The sequence below is a fragment of the Desulfoscipio gibsoniae DSM 7213 genome (assembly GCF_000233715.2).
Lineage (GTDB): Bacteria > Bacillota > Desulfotomaculia > Desulfotomaculales > Desulfallaceae > Sporotomaculum > Sporotomaculum gibsoniae.
Genome location: NC_021184.1, coordinates 3033380 through 3055967, shown reverse-complemented (window position 1 = coordinate 3055967; position 22588 = coordinate 3033380). Strand labels below are relative to the sequence as shown.

Below are 22588 nucleotides of genomic sequence, written 5' to 3'. Positions count from 1 at the left end.
ATCTATACCAGGTGACATGGTTTTAACATCAGTATGCGCAAAAATATTATATTTGGCATGAGGATTAAAGAATATCATTGATTTTCTTTTTTTTAAAAGGAATTTCTTTTTTTAGGTAGAAAAATTATTTTTAGTATCCAGAGTCAATACTATATATACAACTAAACAAGTCTGGGTGGTGGAATATTGATAAAAAGCATGACAGGGTTCGGGCGAGGAGAAACAATATCGGATATATTAAAAATAAATATTGAAATAAAGTCGGTAAACCATCGCTATTGTGAAATTTTTCTGCGTATGCCCAGGTCTATGAATATCTTGGAAGACCGTATCAAGAGGGTAATACAACAGAAAATTGCCCGCGGCAGGGTGGATGTATATGTAAATGTGGTCGCCTGCGGCGTAAACAGGGTATCGGTAAAAGTGGATGAGTCTCTAGCCGCTTCATATGTGCAGGCGGTGCAAGAGCTTAAAAACAAATTGCCATTGAAAGGGGAGGCAACTGTTACGGAACTGCTGCAGTTGCCAGGTGTATTTACTCTAGAAGAGCCCGAAGAGGATATGGAGCAATGGTGGCCTCAACTGAATGAAGCATTGGAACAGGCCCTGGGCGGATTAATGGACATGCGTATCAATGAGGGACAATTGCTGGCCGCTGATATCAAGGAAAGGACAAAACGTATTGCAGCATTTGTTACCGAAATCGCAGGGCGTTCTCCGGTAGTTGTGGAGGAATATCGCGAACGGCTGCGCCAGCGTTTGCACGATCTGCTGGAGGCTGGACCACAGGACCAGGCCCGGCTAGAGACTGAAGTGGTGATATTTGCCGAGCGATCCAGTATCGCAGAGGAAATTGTACGGCTGAAAAGTCACCTTGCACAGTTGGCGGATTGTATGGAGCTAAACACTTCGGTGGGTAGAAAACTGGATTTTTTACTACAGGAGCTGAACAGGGAAATCAATACCATCGCCTCAAAATCTTCTGATCTAATTATCAACCGTACCGTTGTGGAAGTGAAAAGTGAATTGGAAAAAATAAGGGAACAAGTCCAAAATATTGAATAATAGGGGAGGCAGGGAAATGGAAATAAAATTAATTAATATTGGATTTGGCAATATTGTTTCAGCCAATCGGATAATTGCCATCGTAAGTCCTGAATCGGCACCAATTAAGAGAATCATTACTGAGGCCAGGGACAGGGGTATGCTGGTGGATGCTACCTATGGCCGCCGTACCAGAGCGGTAATAATAACAGACAGTGATCACGTTATATTATCAGCAGTGCAGCCTGAAACGGTGGCCCACCGTCTGGTCAATAAGGATAGTTCTGCTGGAAATGATGAAGATTAACTGGGCACGTTCATGAAAACCAAAGGAAATTTGATAGTGATATCCGGACCGTCCGGGTCTGGCAAAGGTACGGTCTGCCAGGGCTTATTTAGAGAATTGGATAATCTGCATCTTTCTATTTCAGCAACGACAAGAAATCCTCGTGGCGAGGAACGTCATGGCGTAGACTATTATTTTTTGACCAGGGAACAATTTAAATCGATGATTGCCGGAGACCAATTGTTGGAATGGGCCAATGTATATGGAAATTATTATGGGACACCGCAGCAGCCTGTTATAGATGCTGTCAACCGTGGCCTGGACGTAATTTTGGAAATTGATGTCCAAGGTGCGCTGAACGTAAAAAGTAAGTATCCCCATTGTGTGCTGATATTCTTAATTCCACCTTCCCGAGCTGAACTGGAAATGCGCCTGACAAACAGGGGCACGGATAGCGCCGGGGAAATTGAACACCGGTTGCAATGGGCCGAAAAGGAAATTAAAGAAGTGCACAAATATGATTATTTGGTCATTAATGATGACCTGGTTGCTGCTACTAAAAGGGTATGTGCTATAATCACTGCGGAAAGGTGCCGCCCCAGGGTTTTTGATATTGATTCGTTACTACAAAAATACTAAACCAAGTCCTAAAAATATCAATTAGATAAAATGCATCAAAAATATATATGTGCGTTATGATTACAGCAAACAGCGGTTTATTAACGTTTAGCACATCTACATAATAATATCCTATTCACTGGGTATATACTTAAAATATCAGTAGTAGCATATTCTAAAAATACAATAATAATACTGGAGGTTTAAGCTCCGATGGCCATGAATAGACCTTCTCTGGATGATTTAATGGATAAGGTAGACAGCCGGTATACCCTTGTGGTGATATCGGCCAAGCGGGCGCGTCAAATAACGGAAATAGCTCTACAACAACAGGATCAACAAGAAGAATCCTGGGTCTCCGGTAAGCCTGTTTCTGCGGCGCTGCATGAAGTTGTCCGGGGAAATATAACGTACCGGAGAACCAAGCAGGGGATAAAATAATGGGGGTGACTCATGCTTGCGGGTAAGTTTTTTGTTATTGGAGTTACCGGTGGTATTGCCGCATACCGGGCTTTGGATCTGGTAAGCGGTCTGGTCAAGGCCGGTGCCGAGGTGCATGTAATCATGACCGCAGGGGCACAGCAATTTGTCAAACCGCTGGCATTTGAAGCCATATCAGGCCACCGCGTGCACGTCGATACCTTTGAAACTCCGCCGGGCTGGCGCTACCCGCACCTTGAACTGGCCCGCCGGGCGGACATGGCACTAATAGTGCCAGCCACCGCCAATATCATAGCCAAAATTGCTTGTGGTCTGGCCGATGATTTGCTTACTACTACGGTGCTGGCCATGGTTTGCCCCGTGCTGGTTTGTCCTGCAATGAATGTGTACATGTACCGTAACCGGGTGGTGCAGGATAACCTTAATCAACTGCGCCGGTTGGGCTTTAAGGTGGTGGATCCTGCTGTGGGACGTCAGGCCTGCGGGGATGAGGGTCCGGGACGGTTGGCAGATGTGGCGGTGATAATGGAACAGATTAAGAATGTACTGAAACCGAACAAAGATTTGGCCTGGAGTAAAGTTCTGGTTACTGCCGGAGGGACCCGCGAGCCAATAGACCCGGTAAGGTATATTAGCAATCGCAGTTCCGGAAAAATGGGCTATGCGCTGGCTGAAACGGCTTCTAACAGGGGGGCCGAAGTTTACCTGGTGTCTGCTCCCACCCGGCTGGCGGTGCCAGACGGAGTCAATATAATTAACGTGGAAACAGCGGAGCAAATGTACCAGGCGGTCATGGACCTATATCCCCGGATGGACGTGGTGATTAAGGCGGCCGCTGTTGCTGACTACCGTCCCAGGGTCGTGGCCGCACAGAAAATTAAAAAAAATAATGCCGATTTGGTGCTGGAGCTGGAAAAAAACCCGGACATTTTAATGGAGCTGGGCAAACAAAAAAAGCACCAACTACTGGTGGGATTTGCTGCCGAAACCGAGGATTTAATCAACAACGCTCGAGAGAAAATAAATAAAAAGAATTTGGATATGCTGGTAGCCAACGATGTCACCAAGACAGGTGCCGGGTTTGGATCAGATACCAATGTTGTAAATATATTATATCCCGATGGTTCGGTGGAGCCACTACCGCTTATGGACAAGCTGGCACTTAGTGAGGTTATCTGGGATAAAGTGCTACAATTAAAGGCAGGCAAAAAAATAGACGCAGCAGATTAATTTGCTGCGTTATATTATATTTTTTCCATTTCTATACGTAGCTTGTGTAATAATTCGGTTAATTTAGTTTTTTCAGCTATGCTTAAAACCGACATCACCTGGCGGGTAAAATCTGCATGTATGGGTAGTATGTCATTCAGCAGGTTGGTCGCCTTGACTGTAAGTCTGGCTCTGTATACGCGCCGGTCTTTGGGGTCGGCTTCCCGTACAACAAGCCCATCCCTTTCCATGCGGTCGATTAGTCCGGTGATGTTGGCTCTGGTTACCAGCATGCGCTCACCCAGTTCGGACAAAGCGAGACCCTGGTCACCAGCCTGGCGCATTTGCATCATGGCGTTAAACTTGGGCTGGGACAGGCCAAAGCGGGCAAAGTGCCGGCCCATTATATCTTCCAGCGTATCATATGTCCTGGTGATTTCAATGATGGTTCTAATAGCCAAATAAGCATCGTTAGGATTGTTATTAGACAATGTAAATACCTCCATATAGATTGTAAATAGCACTGTGAGCATCTGTCAACAAATAAATGGAAGGGAAGAATCAGATAGTGGGCAATATTTTTAACAATGTCCTGGAAATCGTGGGCCACACCCCGGTGGTTAGGTTAAGCAAAGTGATTAATGGCTGCGGGGCTCAAATACTAGCCAAGCTTGAGATGGTCAATCCCAGCGGTAGCGCCAAGGCCAGGGCGGCACTGGGCATGGTCGTTGCCGCTGAAAAGGCGGGGATAATCCAGCCGGGCACCGTTATTGTGGAGCCTACCAGCGGAAACCAGGGCATTGCACTGGCCATGGTGGGCGCGGTTAAAGGTTACCGGGTGATTGTTGTCATGCCTGATTCAATGAGCGAGGAGAGGAGAAAACTGGCCCGTGCTTACGGGGCTGAGGTGGTGCTGACACCTGCCGCTGAGGATGTTGACGGGGCTGTGCAAAAGGCCCGGGAAATAGTCAAGCAAATACCCGGGGCTTGGATGCCCGACCAGTTTACTAACCCGGATAACCCGGCGTTCCACGAACAAACCACGGCCAAGGAAATATTGGAGCAGGTTGATGGTGACATTGACGCTTATGTGGCCGGTGTAGGCACGGGCGGTACCCTTACAGGAGTGGCCCGGGTGTTGAAAGATAAGTTTCCTAAAATTAAAGTTTATGCTGTAGAGCCTAAGAAGTCAGCGGTGCTATCCGGGGGTGAACCGGGACGCCACGGTATTCAGGGTATAGGGGACGGTTTTGTACCTGCTAACCTGGATCTATCACTGGTGGATGCGCCTTTTGCCGTATCCGATGAAGATGCGTTTAACATGACCAGGCGTTTAGCCAGGGAAGAAGGATTGCTGGTGGGTTTTTCCGGTGGTGCTGCTGTACATGCTGCGGTAACCGTAGGTCGAAAACTGGGACCGGGTAAAACTGTACTCACAATTTTGCCCGATACCGGCGAGCGGTACCTTAGCACCCCGGTGTTCGAAGGTTGATGCTTCAATTACTGTAGTTCGGCATAAGTATAAAAGTAAATAGAATGCGCTGGGTATAGTCCGGGCGCATTTTTTAGTTTGTCCGGCATGTCTGCCGAGCCAATGGGGTGAAAGAAATCCTGTCACCTAACCCGTTCAAGATCAGGCATGATGCCGGTGGGGGAAAGAGGTTCTAAGGTTATACTAGCGTTTAAAAAACGGCAAAAGATTAGAGCCAAAAATAGCAATTATTAGTAACAAATAACATTTAACTGAAATAACATAAAAAAAGTCATTTATTATGTAAAATTATTATGGGGGTGATCAGTGTTGCCAAGTTTACAAGCTAATCCCTTTTTATTATTCCTAATCCTGATCTTGTTGATATTAAGTGATCCCAAAGCCTCAGAGATTATACGAATGAGGGTGAAATCATTTTTCGCAAGATAAAAGACATGTAGCAAAATTGCTTATTTTACGTATTATGGTATAAAAATAAGGGTATTTTCACGATAAGATACCTGGGTAAAATTAATTACCCAGGTATTTTTATCAATTAACTTACACATGGGTACGTTGCCCTGCTGGATAAAGGGAAAAAGCTCTAAATAAACCATATCCCATAACAACCACCCCTAAATTTATTATTATATTATTCTTATAAAAGGTAAATGTTACATATATTGGTTGAGTTTTCATGCTGAAAAGTTTGGGTAATCTATCAAAAAGTAAAAACCCCGCAGGGGGCGTTAAACAGGAGAGTACTAATCATCAAATTACTATTTTTTTTCTTGCTTCCATAAAAGCCGCCGAAGAACTGGAAACCGCCGTTATAAGTATGTGGTTGTAAGAAAAAATGTTATAAACCGATTGTTGGATATGGTAATAACTACTAATTTATTAAGAGTGGGGGTCTCGGAAATGATTATTGATGGTCATGCCCATTCCTGCGGTGAATTCTTCGCATCGGAAAAAATTATTGCCAAATTAAATGAGCTAAATGTGGACAAAGTAGTGCTTTGCCCCGGGGTTAATAATGGGCCAAAGAATTATAATTATATACCGGGGTTAGCTAAAATTTTTAGTACCACGGATATTCTGCTTAGCGCAAATAAGATTATCAAGTTACTGTCAAAAATTCAGCAGCCGGATGATATTATGCAAAGGAACGAATATGTTTATTCTTTATACTTAAAGTATCCTGACAGAATAATTCAGTTTTTTTTGGCTGATCCCAGTTCAAATCAAATAGATACTGATTTACATGAAAAGTTTAACTCCTGGGGTTTTAATGGTATTAAGCTACATCAATGTACCCAAAGCTTTGAGTACGCTTCACCAGGATTGGAAGTTATAATAAATTTTGCCCGGGAAAAAGAAATACCAATTTTTATTCACTTACGCTCTACTGGTAACATCCTAAAATTTATAGATATTGCAAGAAAATATTCAAAAGTCAATTTTATAATCGCTCATCTGATTGGTTTGGAAAGTTTTATTAAGCATAAAACGATACTTAACAATTTATACTTTGAAATATCCCCTGCACCTTTAATCAGTTTAAAAAGAATATACATGGCAATTGATCATTTCGGAGCAGGTAAAGTAATTTTGGGTTCGGATACGCCATTTGGCAAAGACAATCTTAGAAAGAATATAGAAAAAGTTACTCAACTTAACATAAGCGACCGTGAAAAAGAATTAATTTTGGGGGGAAATCTCCAGAGAATATTAAAATTATAACCTTTCAAATATCCGGTTCTTGTAGTGCGAAATTTTTTTACCAAAAATGATCAGCGTCGCATTTCATTCCATGCTGCATAGGATAAGTAAAACATACACCTCATTGCTTTAAAGGGAGTGATTAGATATGCCTGTTAGACTATCTGCCAACGTACAAGATCGGCTTATTTATGCGGCGCGAAATAGACTTTTAAACCCGCAAAATCAGGCGGTACTGGAATTTAAGGGAAGATTGAACGAAAATAGGTTGGCACAAGCCGTAAGGATTTCTATAGAAGCCGAACCAATTCTTGGCAGTCGCTTTATCGAGAAAAAACATCACCCCTACTGGCAGCGGTTTACCGATTTAGATAGCATTGAATGGTTTTCCTTGGAGGAAGCCCGGGTTAAGCAAAAAGCGATAAATAGGTTTCTCACGACTCCGCTGAACAATGAGCATGAACAGCAAGTTAAGGCAAAACTAATCCGTTCCAGAGAGAACGACACTTTGTGTATCAAAATTAGCCATGCTTGTTGTGACGGTGGTGGCCTCAAGGCATATCAACAGATTTTGGCTGGAATATATACTCAACTTAGCAATGATCAAGATTATGACCTAGGATTAAATATGGGAGGGAGAAAAGATCAGAACTATCTTTTTAGGAAACTGGGAATAGTAAATTTGATAAAAGCCTGGGAACCCCAACATGCCCCCCTGCAGCCAACTTGGGCCCTTCCTTTTAACACCTGTAAACCTGAGGAACAACTAATTGCTATCCGCAGGTTACCCGGTAAATATGTTGAAGTACTTTCCATCTATGCCCATAAAAGAGGAGCCTCTATGAATGATTTAATTCTAACGGCTTTTTATAGGGCTCTGTTTAAAATGCTGGAGCCACCACCCGGAAAGCCCAGGGAGATTTTAATCACGGTGGATTTACGCCGTTATTTGCGGGATGCTAAGGCTAATGTGATCAATAATTTATCCAGCGCAGTATCCGCCAGAATCGCTCGGGTACCCGGAGAGTCTTTTGAGAAAACCTTAGCGAGAGTTTCTGCAGAAACGACCCAAATAAAAAGAAAACTACCCGGTGTACACGTAGCTGTTCTTTTTGGATTTTTATCGCTATTAAGCTATGAGCAAAACCTTAATTTTGTGTGCGGTATAAAAAAATGGCTGATGCAAACCGGTAAGTGTTCACCCGTACTGTCTAATGTTGGGAGTATCAGTCAGTCAACCATTTGGTTTGATAAAATACCTGTTGTTGATGCTTATCAGGTTAGCCCTGCCATATATGCTCCGGGATTTATGCTGGGAGTTTGTAAATATAACAACTATTTAACCTTTACCGTAAGTTATTATAAGCCCAGCACACCACAGGATAAAGTTGAGCAATTCCTTGATATAATGCTGCAAGATTTATGTAACGCTATTACATGAGACCCATATCATAGTATATACCATTTAAGCAGTATTGAAATGTCAAAATGAAATAGGAACCCATTAAATAAGAGTGGATTCCTAACACATACACTTTTAGAAAAAACAAGGCAATCTAACTTAATTAAATTCTTTAATTTAAAGAAGGGTGATAAATGATAAAACATGTAGTTTTCGATTTTGACGGCACAATTGTTGAATCTAGATATTTAGCTGTTGAATTATTAAATCAATTGGCTGAAAAATATGGATTTCGTAAAATTAAAGAAAAAGAATTTGAACATTTCCGCTCCTTATCTATTATGCAAAGATGTAAAGCTATTCATGTACCTGTTTATGTAATCCCGATAATTTATAGTGAATTAAGACGAAAATATCAAGCATCTACAAGTCATTTACAAGTATTTATGGGTGTTAAGGAACTGATTAGGGGACTTAAAGAAAAAGGCTTTGAACTTAGTATCATTTCTTCTAACTCAGTTGATAACATTAATAAATTTTTAAGAAAAAATAATTTAGATATCTTTGACAGTATTTATTCTTCAAGAAACTATTTTGGCAAGGACAAGGCGCTAAATGCTTTTTTAAGAAAACATAAACTTAATGGGAAAGATGTTATCTATATTGGAGATGAGTGCCGGGATATTGTTGCTTGCAGAAAAAATAATATCAAAATTATTTCCGTATCATGGGGTTATGATTCTATAGAGCTACTTACCAGGGAAAATCCGGATTTTATAGCCAAAAATCCACGGGAAATCTTTAATATAATCGCGTTTAAATTAAAGTAAAACAGAAGTGCTCCTTACGGAGCGCTTCTGCCTGCAAATGCTAATTACTTGTTGTATACTCCACCATATCCAAAGAACCCCATGCCGAATACCAGCAATATCAGGATCAAGATTAAAATGAAACTACCATCAAAGTTTGTATAGCCCGGTACAGATACTCCACCACCGTAACCTATTAATACATGCCCCTTTTTAAGGTTTTTGTTTGTCCCAGTTTATAATATGAAACCAGTTAGGAAAGTGTTACCATATATCATTAAACTTTGTTACATTTCGCCCCAAAATTGTCTTCCTCTTTACTTTTGTAAACCTCCGAAGCGACGCTCCCGCCGTTGATAATCAACCAAAGCGCTCAAATCTTCTTTTTATTTGGTATCCTACGTTTCAGTTCTTTGATCATCTTGTAGGTCATATTGTGGCATGATCATAGTTCTAAAGTTTTCCATACCTGAATGCATAGCTTGAACACCTTCTTGAATAGAATATACCGAGTGCCTTAACTGTTCTATAAATTCGCGAGTAAATTCCAGTCTTTTATCTGCATGAGGGTCTGAGCTAAGTAATAGCATATTTAAAACTAAAAACAAGGAAACGGGATTCAATTAAATTCACCTCGCTTGCATTTTATTCTGTTCCTATTATTATGAGAGGTTCGGAAATAAAAGCTAGAAACCCAATTCCCAGTCTATAAGAACGAGTTTCTAGCTTTTACACCTTACTGGCCTAGTTTATTCTTTTTTTACTTATCGGTGCTACAAATACCGCCATATCCGAAGCCAAAGAAGCCCATGCCGAATACAAGCAGAATCAGAACCAGAAACAGGATAAAGCTGCCGTCAAAAAAAGTACCACCAGCTGGCATTTAAAACCCTCCTTTTTTTGTTGTTCAATAATAAACTATTCAGTTGGTTGAAAATATGTTACAGCCTGAACTATTGTTTACCATAAATTGACGGCTGACCCCAGTTCAAATCAAATAGAAGCTATTTTGCATGAAAAGTTTAACTCCTGGGGTTTTAAGGGTATATTAACTGCATCAGTGTACCAAAAGCTTTGAGTGCACTTCGCCGGGGTTAGATGTAGTAATAAATTTTGCCCGGGAAAAAGCAATATCAATTTTTATTCATTTACGCTTTACTGATGACATCCATGTCAATGTGAAATAGGAACCTACCAAATAAGAGTAGGTTCCTATTTCATTCACATAAGTATTTTCTACCTGATTATTTGTCGGCGCTATAAAAAGGGAAACCGAAGAAGCCTGTGCCAAAGACAAGCAGTATCAGAACAAGAAACAGAATACCGCTTCCACGGAGACCGCCACCACCATATCCCATTATTAAACCTCCTCTCTTGATAATTTGTTCCATATTATCAAAGAGAAGTGTTACAATAAAACCTAAATCCAAGATACTCGTTAAGGTTCCTGCTTAAACAGCTCTGCTTTCCACCGGAGTATGGGGTTAAATAAAATTGTATCCGAAGATACTATTTATGCTTGGTCTAACCAATATCCCGCTTATAAACACGGTATAACTTGATCACCTTACCACCAAACAGGGGTTTTATAACTCTTCTTTTTACCACATCATTACTTTCGGCAACCTGCGAGGCCTCGCCGCTGGTGTAGCCAAGTTTTCTGCAACGCTCATAGGTCTCCTTTAAAATATACCAGTGTATACCCCTGTGTTGGAATTTCGGCACTACGCCCCCGATAGCCAATCTAACCAGCCCATCATTTCCACCCGGACTCGGTCGCCTGATGGGTATGGATAGTAACATGCCGGCCGGCTCGCCGCCCATCTCAAATATAAGAAACAGATCCGGGGGAACGCTGGCAGCCAAGCTTTGCAAAAAACCACTGGCTTCTTCGATGGTCATGGGAATAAAACCCCATATTCTGGACATGGACTTGTTATGAACTTCCATGACAATCCCGGCCTCGTTATTTAATGCCCGGTAATTCACCGGACGGATCGTAAGGCCGGGAGGCGCTGTGGCGTCCCGCAGTTTTGGTGGTAACTCGTCGGGCAGGCGCCATTCAAAACATTCCAGGTCATGCAGCTTTTCCAATCCGGATTCAGCCAACAGATCCTTGTAATACGGTGGATTATATGGTATCTCTGCCTGTGGCTCATACTCAAAACCCTCAATTAACAAGCCGACCTGTTGATTGGTATTTAAAGTGGCCGGGCCGATCATAACGGTCTTACCCTGCTTGTTCAGCCACCCGGCAGCCGCGTCCAGTAGAAGCCTGGCCACTTCCGGGCGTTCAACACATTCGAAACTACCCCAAAACCCTTCCTCAGGACGGGGGTTCAGCAGGTCATACGAGGCGGTTATCCGCCCCACGGGCTGATTGCCTTCCAGGGCCACAAAGTTGGCGAACCTGACATGCTGCAAGGTCGGGTTGGCCAGGGGCGTAAAGCGCATCCAGTTGGTGCCGCCGGCATTGGCCGGCGGTATTTTGCCGCCCTGGTAAACCATCCGGGGTATCTGCATAAACGCCTGCATGGCGGCGGGGTTATTCACCCTGGTAACAGTATATTGCATATCAAACCTCCATTAATCAGTTAATGGTTTATATTATGCCGTTAACTACTCGAAAGTAATTAATAAATGTTACCTGGGCCATGTCCAAAAATCTTAGCTTCTGCCATGCTATGAAAATGTTGGGGAAATCTCAAATATTATGTGAAGGTCCTGAATGGCGAAATCAAGTTCACCCTATTTAACTAAAAGATTGGAATTTGTAGCCAACACCCCAGACCGTTTTAATAATGTCAGGATTTTCCGGTTTTTTCTCCAGCTTCTGCCTCAGGCGGCGAATTAAAACAGTTACGGTGGCCGGATCAGCTTCGAACTCATCCTTCCAAACCAGGTTAAGAAGCTGATCGCGACTGAAAACGCGATTGGGATGGGTGGCCAGGATCCAGAGCAGATCAAATTCTCTTGCGGTCAGTTCCACAGTTTTCCCTTCTAACTTTACCGAACGGCATACGCGATCAATGTCCAAACCGTGTGCTGAAACCCGGTCCTGATCCATTCCTTCCGTGTGCTCCCGTACCCGGCGCATGACTGCCTTAACTCGCAAGAGTAGTTCAGTAGGGCTAAAGGGCTTGGTGATGTAATCGTCAGCCCCCAGGGTGAAACCGGCCACCTTGTCGGCCTCCTCACCGCGGGCGGAAACAATGATTACCGGCACCGATCTTGTCTTGCGCAAACGAAAACAGACCTCCAGACCATCGATTTCAGGCAGACGCAGATCAAGGATCACCAGGTCGGGAAACTCAGACTGAGCTTTCTGCAGCGCATCCCGTCCGTTGGAACTGGCAGAAACCAGATATCCCTCCTTGAGTAGGGAATCAACAATGATCTTCTGGATCTTGGGATCGTCTTCAACCACCAGGATTTTGTAGGGCATTTTCCCACCTCCGAATTACAGCATTTGTTCTTTTAATGGAAGTGTAAAATAGAAGGTACTCCCGCAACCGGGCACACTTTCCACCCAGATCTTTCCCCCATGAAGCAACACCAGCTCTTTGACCAGGGCCAGGCCCAAACCCGCCCCCTGTCCGGGTTGGCCCAGTTGATGAAACTTTTCAAAAATGTTCTGCTTATCCCCGGGTGCAATACCGATACCGTTGTCGGCAACGCCGACCAACAGGCAATCTAATTGTTCACCGGATGGGACGCCGGATTCCTCTTGTAGCAGGTCAGGCGGAAGACAATGTCTGCCGCAACTTCGTTCCACAGAAATAACGACTTTTCCACCCTTTTGCGTGAACTTAATCGAGTTGTTCACCAGGTTATTCAGAATATGCCTGACCTTGGCCCGGTCGGCTAGGACCCACCACTCACCTGTTTCGGACGGAAAAACAATTTTGATATTCTTCTTCCTGGCAAGAGGATCCAACATGGAAAGACTTTCGCCGATCACCTCAACCAGATCTAGCGGTTCCGGGGAAATTTCCAGTTTTCCCGCTTCCAGGCGGGCCATTTGCAATAAATCCGTCACTTCCATTAAAAGCTGCCTGCTGCTGTCAGCGATGTCCTCAAGGTATTCCCGCTGTTTCTTGTTCAGTTTACCGGTAGCCGGATCCTGGAGCATCTCGGTAAAGGCAATGACGGCAGTAAGGGGTGTCCGCAATTCGTGGGAGACGTTGGCCAGCACATCGGATTTGAAACGGTTGGCCCGCTCCAATTCCTTATTGGCATTTGAAAGTTCCATGGTCCGTTTCCTTACCTTTTCCTCCAAAATATTATGGGACTCCTTAAGCTGCCGGGCAACCTGCTCGAAAACCTGGGACAAAACCCTGATTTCACCCGTACCGGCCACAGAACGAACCGCTTCCCAGTCTCCCTCTCCAAGGCGCCTGGCCATAGCGGTCAGATTCCCCAAAGGTCCGGCTACCATCCGTTTGGCCAGGTGGGCACTGATCCACCGGGTAATAATGACAAAAAATATGGCAATGATTATTCTTCCCCAGATTCGCATCCGTAAAGCTTCCTGAAAGCTGTCCATAGGAATTCTCAGGCTGATGGCTCCGGCCAGATCCCCAAGTTTAAGTCCTTCCATGGGGTAACCGGCAATATCCATTTCGCCGGCCGGCTCACCGTGGCAGATCAGGCATGATTCTTCGGCTCTTAGCGGGAGCATATAACGGAAGTACCAGCGTCCTTCCAGGGATTCTTCCTGCCATACCTCGGATATTCCGGGGTCGTCCGCTAACTGGTTCAACATTTTGGTTTCGATGAAATCGGGCTGGTTAACCGGATTTCTTGCGCCAAGCCGCGTTTGCTTAAGGGAGAAACTCGTAGTCTCATTAAATATTTCAGCCACCTGGCGTCCGACAGAAGCAGGGTTTAAGTGTTTGAACATAACATTCCCGGTCACGGGGTCAGTATTGATTTTCTCCTGGTTAAGAGCGATTACAGCCCGTAGTGAGATTAATTCCTGGGCAACCACCCGGGAACGATGAAGCATCTCTGTTTCAGCCTCCCGGCGGATGTCATAAATGTCCCAGGCCACGCTGAGGGTAGTAAAGGCAACAATGACGATACTCATGCCCCAAAGAAGCCGGGTGCTGAGAGACAGACCGTTGATAAAGCTCTGTCCGGCAGCTTTGCCCGCCCGTAAAAGGCCGGCCAAGGTCTTGAGCCGGACTTTAAGCAAGGCAAAAAGCCGCTGGAAGCCGAGCAGATCCCGGTTCATAAAAACACCTCGATTTTGCCAGGTGCAGCGATAAACAGATTCTTGATTCAGGTGGGGTTTTAACCCATCAGTTGGGGACATTCCTCGAAGAGGTGTGTCCCCTTTCCTTATTTGAAGCGGGAGTATTAGTGGCGCTAAGCTATCGGATAAAAAGTAATTGGAGAAATCCAAACACTGCCAGAGATATTGATTTTACCACAGACTTCTAGAGAAGCATGCTAAACCATTCTTTCTAGTAATTCAATTAAAATTTACAAATTCCTTCGGAAAAATGAACCCGTCAACTAATGGTCAAAATATAAAAAAAACACCTCTACCGCAATAACCGCAATTCCTGCGGCAAAAATGGCTTATGAGCGTTAAGATTTACAAAATGTCCCCAACACTGGGAAGGGTTCCACCACGGTGGAACCCGCTGGTTATTCCAGATCAAGAAAGGGCGGCCGTTTACAGGCCATCTTGTACTCCTTTCAAAATGACAAAAAAATGGCCGTTTTTCACCAGCGCCTGTTTCTTGGGGGCTGTGGAAAAACGGCCATTTTTTTTCGCGTGTTTACTTTGTTCCGTCAAAGGTAAATTCCATGTTCAGTTCCGGGTCATAAGGAACTTCGTTACTTCCCCGTTTGTCATACTTTTCGAGCTCAAGGTCAAATTTGTCAGGTATCGATACACCGGCCTTGATCAAAGCCTCCCGTGCCTTTGCCAGGGACTGGTCGGCGTAAAATAGTGAGTCGCCCAAAACGCGCAGGGCTTCCGGTGGGTTATGGAAACCCATGCTGTTTTCCGCGGTCACGAAGTCTATCCGGTAGTAAGCCTTTTTGTAAAACTCTTTGGCATCATTTAACAGTTGCTGGTCAATATTAGCGGTTTCGTTAGCCAGTTCGATAGCTTTGGCAGCTTGAGCAGCCTGATTGCCGGCCCGGGTAGCCATGTTATTGGTGCGGTCCTGGATGCCTATTACCTGCTCCCGCAGCCACTCCGGTTCCTGGTTGTGGCATTGGAGACAGGCTTTCATGTCATCTTTAAGCGGGCTTTGTACATGATGGGAAGAGATTTTGCTGCTTCCGGCCCGCTCGTAAGGCATATGACAATCCGCACAGGATACACCTGAATTCCAGTGAATACTGTCGTTGGAATAAAGTTCAAATTCCGGATGGCGAGCCTGGGCCAGCTTAATGCCGGTGGGGGCATTCGTCCACTCCAGGACGGATGGGTCGGCTTCGTATTGGGCTTCAATGTTTTCAATGGTAATATTACCCCACTCAGAATTCTGCCAGGGCAGGTATATCCCGACCGATTTCATGTCTTCATCCTTGACAATACTGTAAGTATTATGACACTGGGCGCAAACCAGGCTCCGTTTTTCCTGTCTGGTCAAGTTATCAGGATCCTTGCCGATGACTTCCAGAGCATCGTTTAAGAACCAACGACTAATCTCCAGATCCATGGTTTCAGGGTCGTGGCAGTCGATGCAGGATAATCCTTGTTCAGCGTGCTCCTCCGGAATCTGGGCGTGTACCTCATCATAAGGAAGCTTGTAGTAATCCACCCCCATCTCGTCCTTCAATTGCGACGCGTAAGGTGTTTTGCAGGTCAAGCAAACTCCTCCCGACTTGCGCCGGGACGGGCCAATGTCCAGCTGGTCCGAGAGCATGTTCACGTGACCGCGGGGTTCATTGAATTCAACGCCGAAACCCCAACCGTCCAGCAGCACCAGTTGATAGGGGAACTTGCTTAATTTATCCCTGGGCTCAGAACCATTATACTTGCTCTGTCCCAGGCCCCCTTCCTGCGTTTTCATAAAGCTGTCATATTCATGGGGATAAACCTTGCCCCAGACGGCAGGGTCAATTTCCCCGGGGGGAATGGAAACTGTTTCTACGCGCTCAGCTTTTGGTGGGGCACAGCTGGCTAATGCCAGAGTAAAAAGGGCCAGTATCCAGACCCACCAGTATCTTTTCAAGAAAAACTCCCTCCTTCGTTAAACGTTAAAAAATAAGCTGCCGGGAATCGACGCTTCCTTTTAACAGCGAACATTAGTAACCATGGGGCACTGAACGGTGGCATTCCCAACAATCCCTGTCTTCATTTTCTACTTCTTCCATTAGGTTGCCATGACACCTCAGACAGTTTTCGCGCACGATCTTACTGCCGCGGTCACTGAGCTGGATGGGGTCCGGTACCTGGTTGGTGTAAAAGTAGTATGCGTCCCGCATACCGTCGATCCCCTTGGCTACTAACTTGGTTGCCGTGTTTTGATGTGGGACATGGCAGTCACTGCAGGTCGCCGCCATATGATGGGCTGAGTGGAACCAACTTTCATAGTGATTCTCCATAACGTGACAGCTGAGGCAATACTCAGGGCTGTCCGTTTTGGCTAACGTGACCTTTGCTCCCCAAACGGATAGCACAGCCAGTACCAGCAGTCCCCCCAGTAAAAAAGGAAGACGTGGTCGCCAGCGCTCAAACCAGCCCTTGCCGGCCGGAGGCTGTTTTTTGTTATCCTTACCACCAGTTCCCTTTGTTTCTGCATCATACGCCATGTCACTCCCGGCTTCAGCATCTTGAAGGCTTTCTTTCAATATATCCACCTCCTTTCCCCGGAACCTCCGCCTCAAGGTCAAGTTCAACAGATACGGCCGCAAAGGTGTGCTATATATAACAAAGCGCGCTTTGCTCAGTTTCCTTAGCGCGCGCTTATATGTACTTTAATCCTTCGCCCTGGCTATTTGGTTGTCTTGCACCAGTCTTCGGTCGTTCGGGTCTTTTAAGAATGTCCACCGAATATTCAACCTATTTTGACCACTGACGACCGACTACTTAACTTAAGCTTAACAGAGAAATCTTACAGGGAAATAAATAAAAAATTACAGAAATATAACTGGCCGGTTGAAAGACCAGTATTTTTACGCTGGCGTTACTATTTATATAGGAATGAAATAATTGATTAATAATTTATTTATTTTTAGTTAAGAATAGTTTGTTATTGTTGTACATGCAGAACTATAAATTATTGAAAGCAGGGAGGTGCCTACGGAACGGGGATTTCAACGATGCCGGGGCCGGGAGGGACTGTCGGGGGAATCTAAACGGGAGTTTTTTTTTATCCAGTTTGATTTTTTAAAAGGAATATAACTGGCTAACCATGAATTTGGACAAAAATACGATAACTTTTAAGTTTTAGAAAGGAGGGAGCGCCTTCCCCTTCACCCACCCGGGCAAACCTGTGTAACTGCTTTCTTGCCCGGAATTTAGTCTCTGCATTTAAGCAGGGGTACGGCGCAATAAAATGCCGGAAGCAACCAATATAACCTATCCTCAACAAGTATGGAAATGGCTTACCTCCATGCGGCTGAACCTATTTCTACTGCTCATTATTGCCGGCCTGGCCGTATTTGGCTCCGTCGTCCCGCAAGGGGAGGGGCCGGCCTTTTATAACCAGTCTTACGGGCCCCTGCGTGCAAATTTTATCCAGTTATTTCATTTGCATGACGTATACCATTCCTGGTGGTTTTTTACCCTTGTTTTTTTATTAACTGTAAGCCTTTTGGCCTGCAGTCTGAAGCGCCTGTTGCCCCTTTGGCGTCAAGCCACCACTCTTCAGTACCGCTACGAGGAGGAGTCCTATTCCGGCGCTCCAATTAAAGGAAAGACCTTCTCTCCCAAGAGTGCCGGGGAAACGGCCGATGGTTTATTCCAGCGCTACCGGCAGCGGCGTTATCGCGTATTCTTAGAAGAGAAGCAGGGCCGGTTTTATTTCTATGCCGACCGGGGACGGTTCGGGCCTTTTGGCTCTTTGATCACTCACCTGAGCCTGGTGGTAATTGTGATCGGTGCCCTTTACGGCGGGCTGACGGGATTTAAAAGCTACGCCAATATCTCCGAAGGTGAGAGCTTTGCTATCCAGAAAGCCGGGTTTTCTGTACGGGTAAATGATTTTCATATTGACTATTACGATGATTACATGCCTAAGCAGTACTACAGCGATTTGCAAGTCATGCATGGCGATCAGGAGGTAATGAACAAGGTTATCTCCGTCAACGACCCGTTAACCTATCAAGGGGTCACCTTTTATCAGACCAGCTACGGGTGGGTCGTAGACGGCGTGCTGACCAACCTGGGAAAAGAAACCAGGTTTAGTTCACTGGACCGGGAAGCGGCCCCGGTAGGGGATGACTTGAGTATTACGACCCTTTTTTACCCTGACTATACCAGCGACGCCACGGGTCATCCCAGAACGCGCAGTCCTCTGCCCCAAAACCCACGGGTGGTTTATGCCCTCTATCAGGGACACCAAGCCCTGAAATACGATGTAGCCGAGTTGGGCAAACCGGTAAAGGTTAATGATAACATAACGGTTACCTTTAACGGCTACCGCCAGTACACCGGTTTGCAAATTGCCAGGGATCCGGGGATTCCCATCGTCTATACGGGCTCCGCCCTGATGGTGCTGGGACTTTTATTAAGCTTCTATGTCTTTCCGCGGCGTATCTGGGCCATGGTCACTCCTGACCCCGGAGGTTGCCGGGTCTTGATAGCCGGAGCCGCTCACCGTTTTCCGGCCCGCCTTACGGAGGAGATTCAAGAATTATTGGAAGAGCTGCAGCGAGGTGAAAAAAATGATCAGTCAATTAGAAAATAATCTCTTGGGTTTGGCTGTAGTATTATACCTGGTTGCTATGGTTCTTTATTTCGTTTACACCATCCAGCGACGGGAAAAAACCGGACCGGCCTTTTGGGTAACCGCGCTGGCTTTTGCTATCCAGACCGCGGCCATGATTGTTCGCACTGCCTGCGCCGGGCGGTTGCCTTTCAGCAATATGTACGAATTCACTTCTCTCTTTGCCTGGGGTATTGCTTTGGTCTTCTTGTTTATCGAACGCCGTTATGCCGTTAAAGCTTTGGGTGCCTTTATTACGCCACTGATCTTTGTTTTAATCGGCTATGCCTCCGTTCTCCCAAAGGAAATTACGCCGCTGATGCCGGCGTTACAAAGTTACTGGCTGCAAATTCATGTTATAACTGCCATCTTGGCCTATGGTGGTTTCGGCGTTTCCTTCGGGGTTGCAGTGATGTATCTGATCAGGGAGAAAAAGGAGGCTTCAGGTAAAGCCCCGGGTGGCGTTGCTCAACTGTTACCCGGTCTGAAGGTGCTGGATGATCTGAACTACGGAGCCATAGCCTTTGCCTTTCCTTTTATGACCCTGGTTCTCATCACCGGGGCCATATGGGCCGAGCGTGCCTGGGGCGCTTACTGGAGCTGGGATCCAAAGGAGGTTTGGGCGCTCATCACCTGGATCATTTACGCCGTATATCTCCATGCCCGGTATACCTATGGTTGGAAGGGCCACCGGGTAGCCTGGATGTCAATCACTGGATTTCTAGCGGTTCTTTTTACGTATTTTGGAGTTAATCTGCTGTTATCAGGTCTGCACAGCTACGTTTGAATAAAGGGTCCCTGAATCCGCGGGTTTTTAAGTGCCGTGAACAGGGGAGAACCAGAACAGCAAATTTGCGCCACTCCATCGAATAAGTTTTGGGCATCCCGCTGCAGGAAACATTTACCGGGGTGCCCGATAAGGTAAGCGCCGGGGTAAGCGCCTGCGCCCCCCAACTTCTGCCTGCTGGGAGGCAAGTTCTATAATGATCGACATTGCTGTGCCCAGGGACATCGAGCCCGATGTGCGCCTGGTGCCCGGTGTTTCCCTGTACGATATCGATGCCCTGCAAAACGTGGTAGACAATAATTTAATAGAAAAAAAGCGGGCATAGGAATACACCATCGACGGCCTACTAAAGGCCATCTTAGAATACAGCAAGGAGAATTAACATGATCAGCGTTAGCAGATTGCTCTGCGGAGCCAAGTTTTACGGCGACTCGCTCCGTTACAAAGCGGACTCGGGCGTCCAACGACACGGCACCACTGCGGGACACGGTCCGGTGGTGGTATGGAATATGACCCGTACCTGTAACCTGCGCTGCCTGCACTGCTACGCCGGTTCCGACGAGCGGGTGGACCCCGGCCAGTTGACCACCAAAGAGGCGAAACATTTCATTGACGGGCTGGTGGATTTTAATGTGCCGGTGCTCCTTTTTTCCGGCGGCGAGCCCTTGATCAGGGAAGATTTTTTTAACCTGGCGGGGTATGCCAGGGGCAAGGGCATCCGGGCCACTTTATCCACCAACGGCACGTTAATCACCCGGGATGTGGCCCGGGACATCAAATGCCTGGGCATCGGTTACGTGGGCGTCAGCCTGGACGGCATCGGTTCCGAAAACGACCGGTTCCGGGGCCGCCAGGGCGCGTTCGACGCCGCCCTGGAAGGGATCCGCGCCTGCCGGGCCATTGACCAGCGAGTGGGACTGCGCTTTACCATCAACCGGCATAACTACGACCAACTACCGGACATTTTTAAGTTAATCGAAGAAGAAGACATCCCCCGGATTTGCTTTTACCACTTGGTTTACAGCGGCCGGGGCAGCAAAATGCGCGACGAGGATATCTCCCACGAGGAGACCCGCGCCGCCATGAACTTGATCATTGAAAAAACCAGGGATTTTTACCTCCGAGGTCTGAACAAGGAAATCCTCACTGTGGATAACCACGCCGACGGAGTCTATATTTACCTTTCACTGCTGCGTTCAGACCCCGAGAGGGCCGAGCGGGTGCGCGAGTTGCTCCTGATGAACGGGGGTAATCGCTCCGGGGTGGCCATCGGGGCGGTGGACTGGGCCGGCAACGTACATCCCGACCAGTTCACCCGCAATCACGTGCTGGGCAGCGTACGGGAGAGGCCGTTCGCCGAGATCTGGCAGGATACCGGCCATCCCGTGCTGCGCGGGTTGAAAAACCGCAAGCCCTTGCTTACGGGGCGCTGCGCCGCCTGTCGCTGGCTGGCCGTGTGCAACGGAAATTTCCGGGCCCGGGCGGAAGCGGTATACGGCGATTTCTGGGCTTCAGACCCCGCCTGCTACCTGACCGGCGAAGAGATAAAGTAAAAAATAGTCGAAGGTCAAAAGTCGAAAGTCCTTTTATGTGACCTTTTAATCTTGGACTTGGACCTTGGACTGAAAGATTTGTGGCGGCTGCCGGGCCAGGGCTTATTTCTACCATCAAGATTATATGGCTGAAGAACCCTGGTGCCTGTACCGGGAAAGAAAGGGTTAAGACACAATGAACCTGGACCGGATCGACAGAAAAATACTGCAGGTCATCCAATCGGATTTCCCGCTTATGGAAAGGCCTTACCTGCAGGTCGCAGAATCCGTGGGCATTTCAGAAGGGGAAGTGCTGGAACGCATTGGACGCATGCAGGAGGAGGGCTTAATCCGCCGTTTGGGGGGGCTGTTCAACTCCCGCAAGCTGGGCTACACCGGAACCCTGTGCGCTCTGCGGGTACCTCATGAGGATATCGAAAGGGTAGCAGGTATCATCAACGAGTACCACGGTGTAACCCACAACTACCTGCGCAACCATGAATATAACATGTGGTTCACCATGCTGGCGGAATCGGAAAACAAGCTGGATGAATTGCTGACCGAGATTAGGCAGAAGACCGGCATCACCCAAATTTTAAATCTACCAGCGGTAAACCTGTTCAAGGTACGGGTGAACTTCAACCTTTGACAATGTGTTTGAAAATCGGTAAAATTTGGGTTATATTGCGAAATTAGGACACTCACTTTAAGGAGTACGTCATGTTAAGCGACCTGGAGATAAAAATAGTAAGGGAACTGCAGGCCGGCCTGCCGCTTGTGGAAATGCCCTACCTGGAGATAGCCCGGCGAGTGGGTCTGGCCGAGGAAGAATTAATAGATGCCATTAAGGTCATGATCCGGCGAGGGATTATCCGGCGTTTCGGCGCTGCTTTAAAGCACCAGGATCTGGGTTTCACCGCCAACGCCATGGTGGTATGGGACGTGCCCGAGAACAAGGCGCCCGAGGTAGGCCGTACTATGGCCGCCTACGAACAGGTCTCTCACTGCTACCAGCGGCCGCGCCGGCCGGACTGGCCCTATACCATTTTTACCGTGCTCCACGGTCAGAGCCGGGAGGATTGCGAAAAAACAGCGGCTAAATTGGCTGCCGAAACAGGTATCAAGGAATATAAGCTGCTGTTCAGCACCAGGGAATTGAAAAAGAGTAGCATGAAGTATTTTTTAGATTAATAAGGAAAGGAGACACCAAGGCGGTAAAATAATCATTTAAATCTTGATTGAAGGCGTAACGCCGAAGTCACCGACCGGAATATCCGGTGATAACGCATGAAACCCCTGGATTATAGTACTTACCAGGGAAAACCCGGATTTTATAGCCAAAAATCCAAGAGAAATCTTTAATATAATTGC

The 22588-nt window shown here is 46.4% G+C and carries 22 protein-coding genes and 1 pseudogene; 15 read left to right on the top strand and 8 right to left on the bottom strand.

Annotated features, from left to right (window positions below):
• The first annotated feature begins 186 nt into the window (after window positions 1–186).
• The 5 genes from DESGI_RS14290 to coaBC all read left to right on the top strand — a co-directional run bounded on the left by DESGI_RS14290 (window position 187) and on the right by coaBC (window position 3619).
• Window positions 187–1065 carry a YicC/YloC family endoribonuclease gene (locus DESGI_RS14290; protein WP_006520754.1) on the top strand — a complete coding sequence of 293 codons (879 nt, stop codon included), beginning with the start codon at window positions 187–189 and terminating at the stop codon, window positions 1063–1065.
• Between the two features lie 16 nt (window positions 1066–1081).
• Entirely contained in the window at window positions 1082–1351 is a 270-nt protein-coding gene (remA, locus tag DESGI_RS14285; protein WP_006520755.1) for an extracellular matrix/biofilm regulator RemA, read from the top strand.
• A gap of 12 nt (window positions 1352–1363) precedes the next feature.
• On the top strand, window positions 1364–1969 hold the full coding sequence (gene gmk / locus DESGI_RS14280; RefSeq protein WP_015617978.1) for a guanylate kinase: 606 nt from the start codon (window positions 1364–1366) through the stop codon (window positions 1967–1969).
• Window positions 1970–2167: 198 nt separating this feature from the next.
• Window positions 2168–2389 (top strand): DNA-directed RNA polymerase subunit omega, encoded by a 222-nt coding sequence (gene rpoZ, locus DESGI_RS14275; protein WP_041285545.1) that lies wholly within the window; start codon window positions 2168–2170, stop codon window positions 2387–2389.
• A 12-nt stretch (window positions 2390–2401) separates the two neighbouring features.
• A complete protein-coding gene (gene coaBC, locus DESGI_RS14270) occupies window positions 2402–3619 on the top strand; it encodes a bifunctional phosphopantothenoylcysteine decarboxylase/phosphopantothenate--cysteine ligase CoaBC (protein ID WP_006520758.1) in 1218 nt (405 codons plus the stop codon).
• Window positions 3620–3633: 14 nt separating this feature from the next.
• Here coaBC and DESGI_RS14265 read toward each other — a convergent pair whose 3' ends face one another.
• Window positions 3634–4089, bottom strand: coding sequence for a MarR family winged helix-turn-helix transcriptional regulator (locus DESGI_RS14265; RefSeq protein WP_006520759.1), 456 nt, complete (start codon window positions 4087–4089; stop codon window positions 3634–3636).
• 77 nt (window positions 4090–4166) lie between these two features.
• Here DESGI_RS14265 and cysK point away from each other — a divergent pair, with 77 nt between their 5' ends.
• The 4 genes from cysK (at window position 4167) to DESGI_RS14245 (ending at window position 9023) form a co-directional block, all read left to right on the top strand.
• Window positions 4167–5090: a cysteine synthase A gene (gene cysK, locus DESGI_RS14260; protein WP_006520760.1), complete on the top strand. Its 924-nt coding sequence runs from the start codon at window positions 4167–4169 to the stop codon at window positions 5088–5090.
• A gap of 900 nt (window positions 5091–5990) precedes the next feature.
• Window positions 5991–6812, top strand: coding sequence for an amidohydrolase family protein (locus DESGI_RS14255; protein WP_006520763.1), 822 nt, complete (start codon window positions 5991–5993; stop codon window positions 6810–6812).
• A 127-nt stretch (window positions 6813–6939) separates the two neighbouring features.
• Window positions 6940–8232, top strand: a complete 1293-nt coding sequence (locus tag DESGI_RS14250; RefSeq protein WP_006520764.1) for a condensation domain-containing protein — start codon at window positions 6940–6942, stop codon at window positions 8230–8232.
• Window positions 8233–8387: 155 nt separating this feature from the next.
• A complete protein-coding gene (locus DESGI_RS14245; RefSeq protein ID WP_006520765.1) occupies window positions 8388–9023 on the top strand; it encodes an HAD-IA family hydrolase in 636 nt (211 codons plus the stop codon).
• A gap of 377 nt (window positions 9024–9400) precedes the next feature.
• On the opposite strand, the gene DESGI_RS14240 is transcribed toward DESGI_RS14245, so the two are convergent.
• From DESGI_RS14240 to nrfH, 7 genes are all read right to left on the bottom strand, one after another.
• Window positions 9401–9625: a hypothetical protein gene (locus DESGI_RS14240; protein ID WP_006520766.1), complete on the bottom strand. Its 225-nt coding sequence runs from the start codon at window positions 9623–9625 to the stop codon at window positions 9401–9403.
• Window positions 9626–9762: 137 nt separating this feature from the next.
• A complete protein-coding gene (locus DESGI_RS26160) occupies window positions 9763–9885 on the bottom strand; it encodes a hypothetical protein (RefSeq protein ID WP_006520767.1) in 123 nt (40 codons plus the stop codon).
• 641 nt (window positions 9886–10526) lie between these two features.
• The gene (locus DESGI_RS14235) at window positions 10527–11576 is read right to left on the bottom strand and encodes a GNAT family N-acetyltransferase (RefSeq protein WP_006520768.1); all 1050 of its coding nucleotides are present in this window, start codon (window positions 11574–11576) and stop codon (window positions 10527–10529) included.
• Window positions 11577–11754: 178 nt separating this feature from the next.
• On the bottom strand, window positions 11755–12447 hold the full coding sequence (locus DESGI_RS14230) for a response regulator transcription factor (RefSeq protein WP_006520769.1): 693 nt from the start codon (window positions 12445–12447) through the stop codon (window positions 11755–11757).
• Window positions 12448–12462: 15 nt separating this feature from the next.
• Window positions 12463–14238: an ATP-binding protein gene (locus DESGI_RS14225; protein ID WP_006520770.1), complete on the bottom strand. Its 1776-nt coding sequence runs from the start codon at window positions 14236–14238 to the stop codon at window positions 12463–12465.
• A 553-nt stretch (window positions 14239–14791) separates the two neighbouring features.
• The gene (locus DESGI_RS14220; protein WP_006520771.1) at window positions 14792–16201 is read right to left on the bottom strand and encodes an ammonia-forming cytochrome c nitrite reductase subunit c552; all 1410 of its coding nucleotides are present in this window, start codon (window positions 16199–16201) and stop codon (window positions 14792–14794) included.
• A gap of 73 nt (window positions 16202–16274) precedes the next feature.
• Window positions 16275–16829, bottom strand: a complete 555-nt coding sequence (nrfH, locus tag DESGI_RS14215; protein ID WP_435050868.1) for a cytochrome c nitrite reductase small subunit — start codon at window positions 16827–16829, stop codon at window positions 16275–16277.
• A 698-nt stretch (window positions 16830–17527) separates the two neighbouring features.
• Between nrfH and resB the strand changes: the two genes are divergently transcribed.
• The 6 genes and pseudogenes from resB (at window position 17528) to ahbB (ending at window position 22408) form a co-directional block, all read left to right on the top strand.
• Window positions 17528–18880 carry a cytochrome c biogenesis protein ResB gene (gene resB / locus DESGI_RS14210; RefSeq protein WP_207638331.1) on the top strand — a complete coding sequence of 451 codons (1353 nt, stop codon included), beginning with the start codon at window positions 17528–17530 and terminating at the stop codon, window positions 18878–18880.
• Window positions 18858–19685 (top strand): c-type cytochrome biogenesis protein CcsB, encoded by an 828-nt coding sequence (gene ccsB, locus DESGI_RS14205; protein WP_006520774.1) that lies wholly within the window; start codon window positions 18858–18860, stop codon window positions 19683–19685. Before resB ends, ccsB begins: the two co-directional genes overlap by 23 nt.
• A 193-nt stretch (window positions 19686–19878) precedes the next feature.
• A pseudogene (locus tag DESGI_RS26155) lies at window positions 19879–20007 on the top strand (hypothetical protein); the annotation flags it as partial.
• Between the two features lie 61 nt (window positions 20008–20068).
• Entirely contained in the window at window positions 20069–21238 is a 1170-nt protein-coding gene (gene nirJ1 / locus DESGI_RS14200; protein ID WP_006520776.1) for a putative heme d1 biosynthesis radical SAM protein NirJ1, read from the top strand.
• 175 nt (window positions 21239–21413) lie between these two features.
• Window positions 21414–21866, top strand: coding sequence for a siroheme decarboxylase subunit alpha (ahbA, locus tag DESGI_RS14195; protein ID WP_006520777.1), 453 nt, complete (start codon window positions 21414–21416; stop codon window positions 21864–21866).
• Window positions 21867–21937: 71 nt separating this feature from the next.
• Window positions 21938–22408 carry a siroheme decarboxylase subunit beta gene (gene ahbB, locus DESGI_RS14190; protein WP_006520778.1) on the top strand — a complete coding sequence of 157 codons (471 nt, stop codon included), beginning with the start codon at window positions 21938–21940 and terminating at the stop codon, window positions 22406–22408.
• Window positions 22409–22588 lie beyond the last annotated feature (180 nt).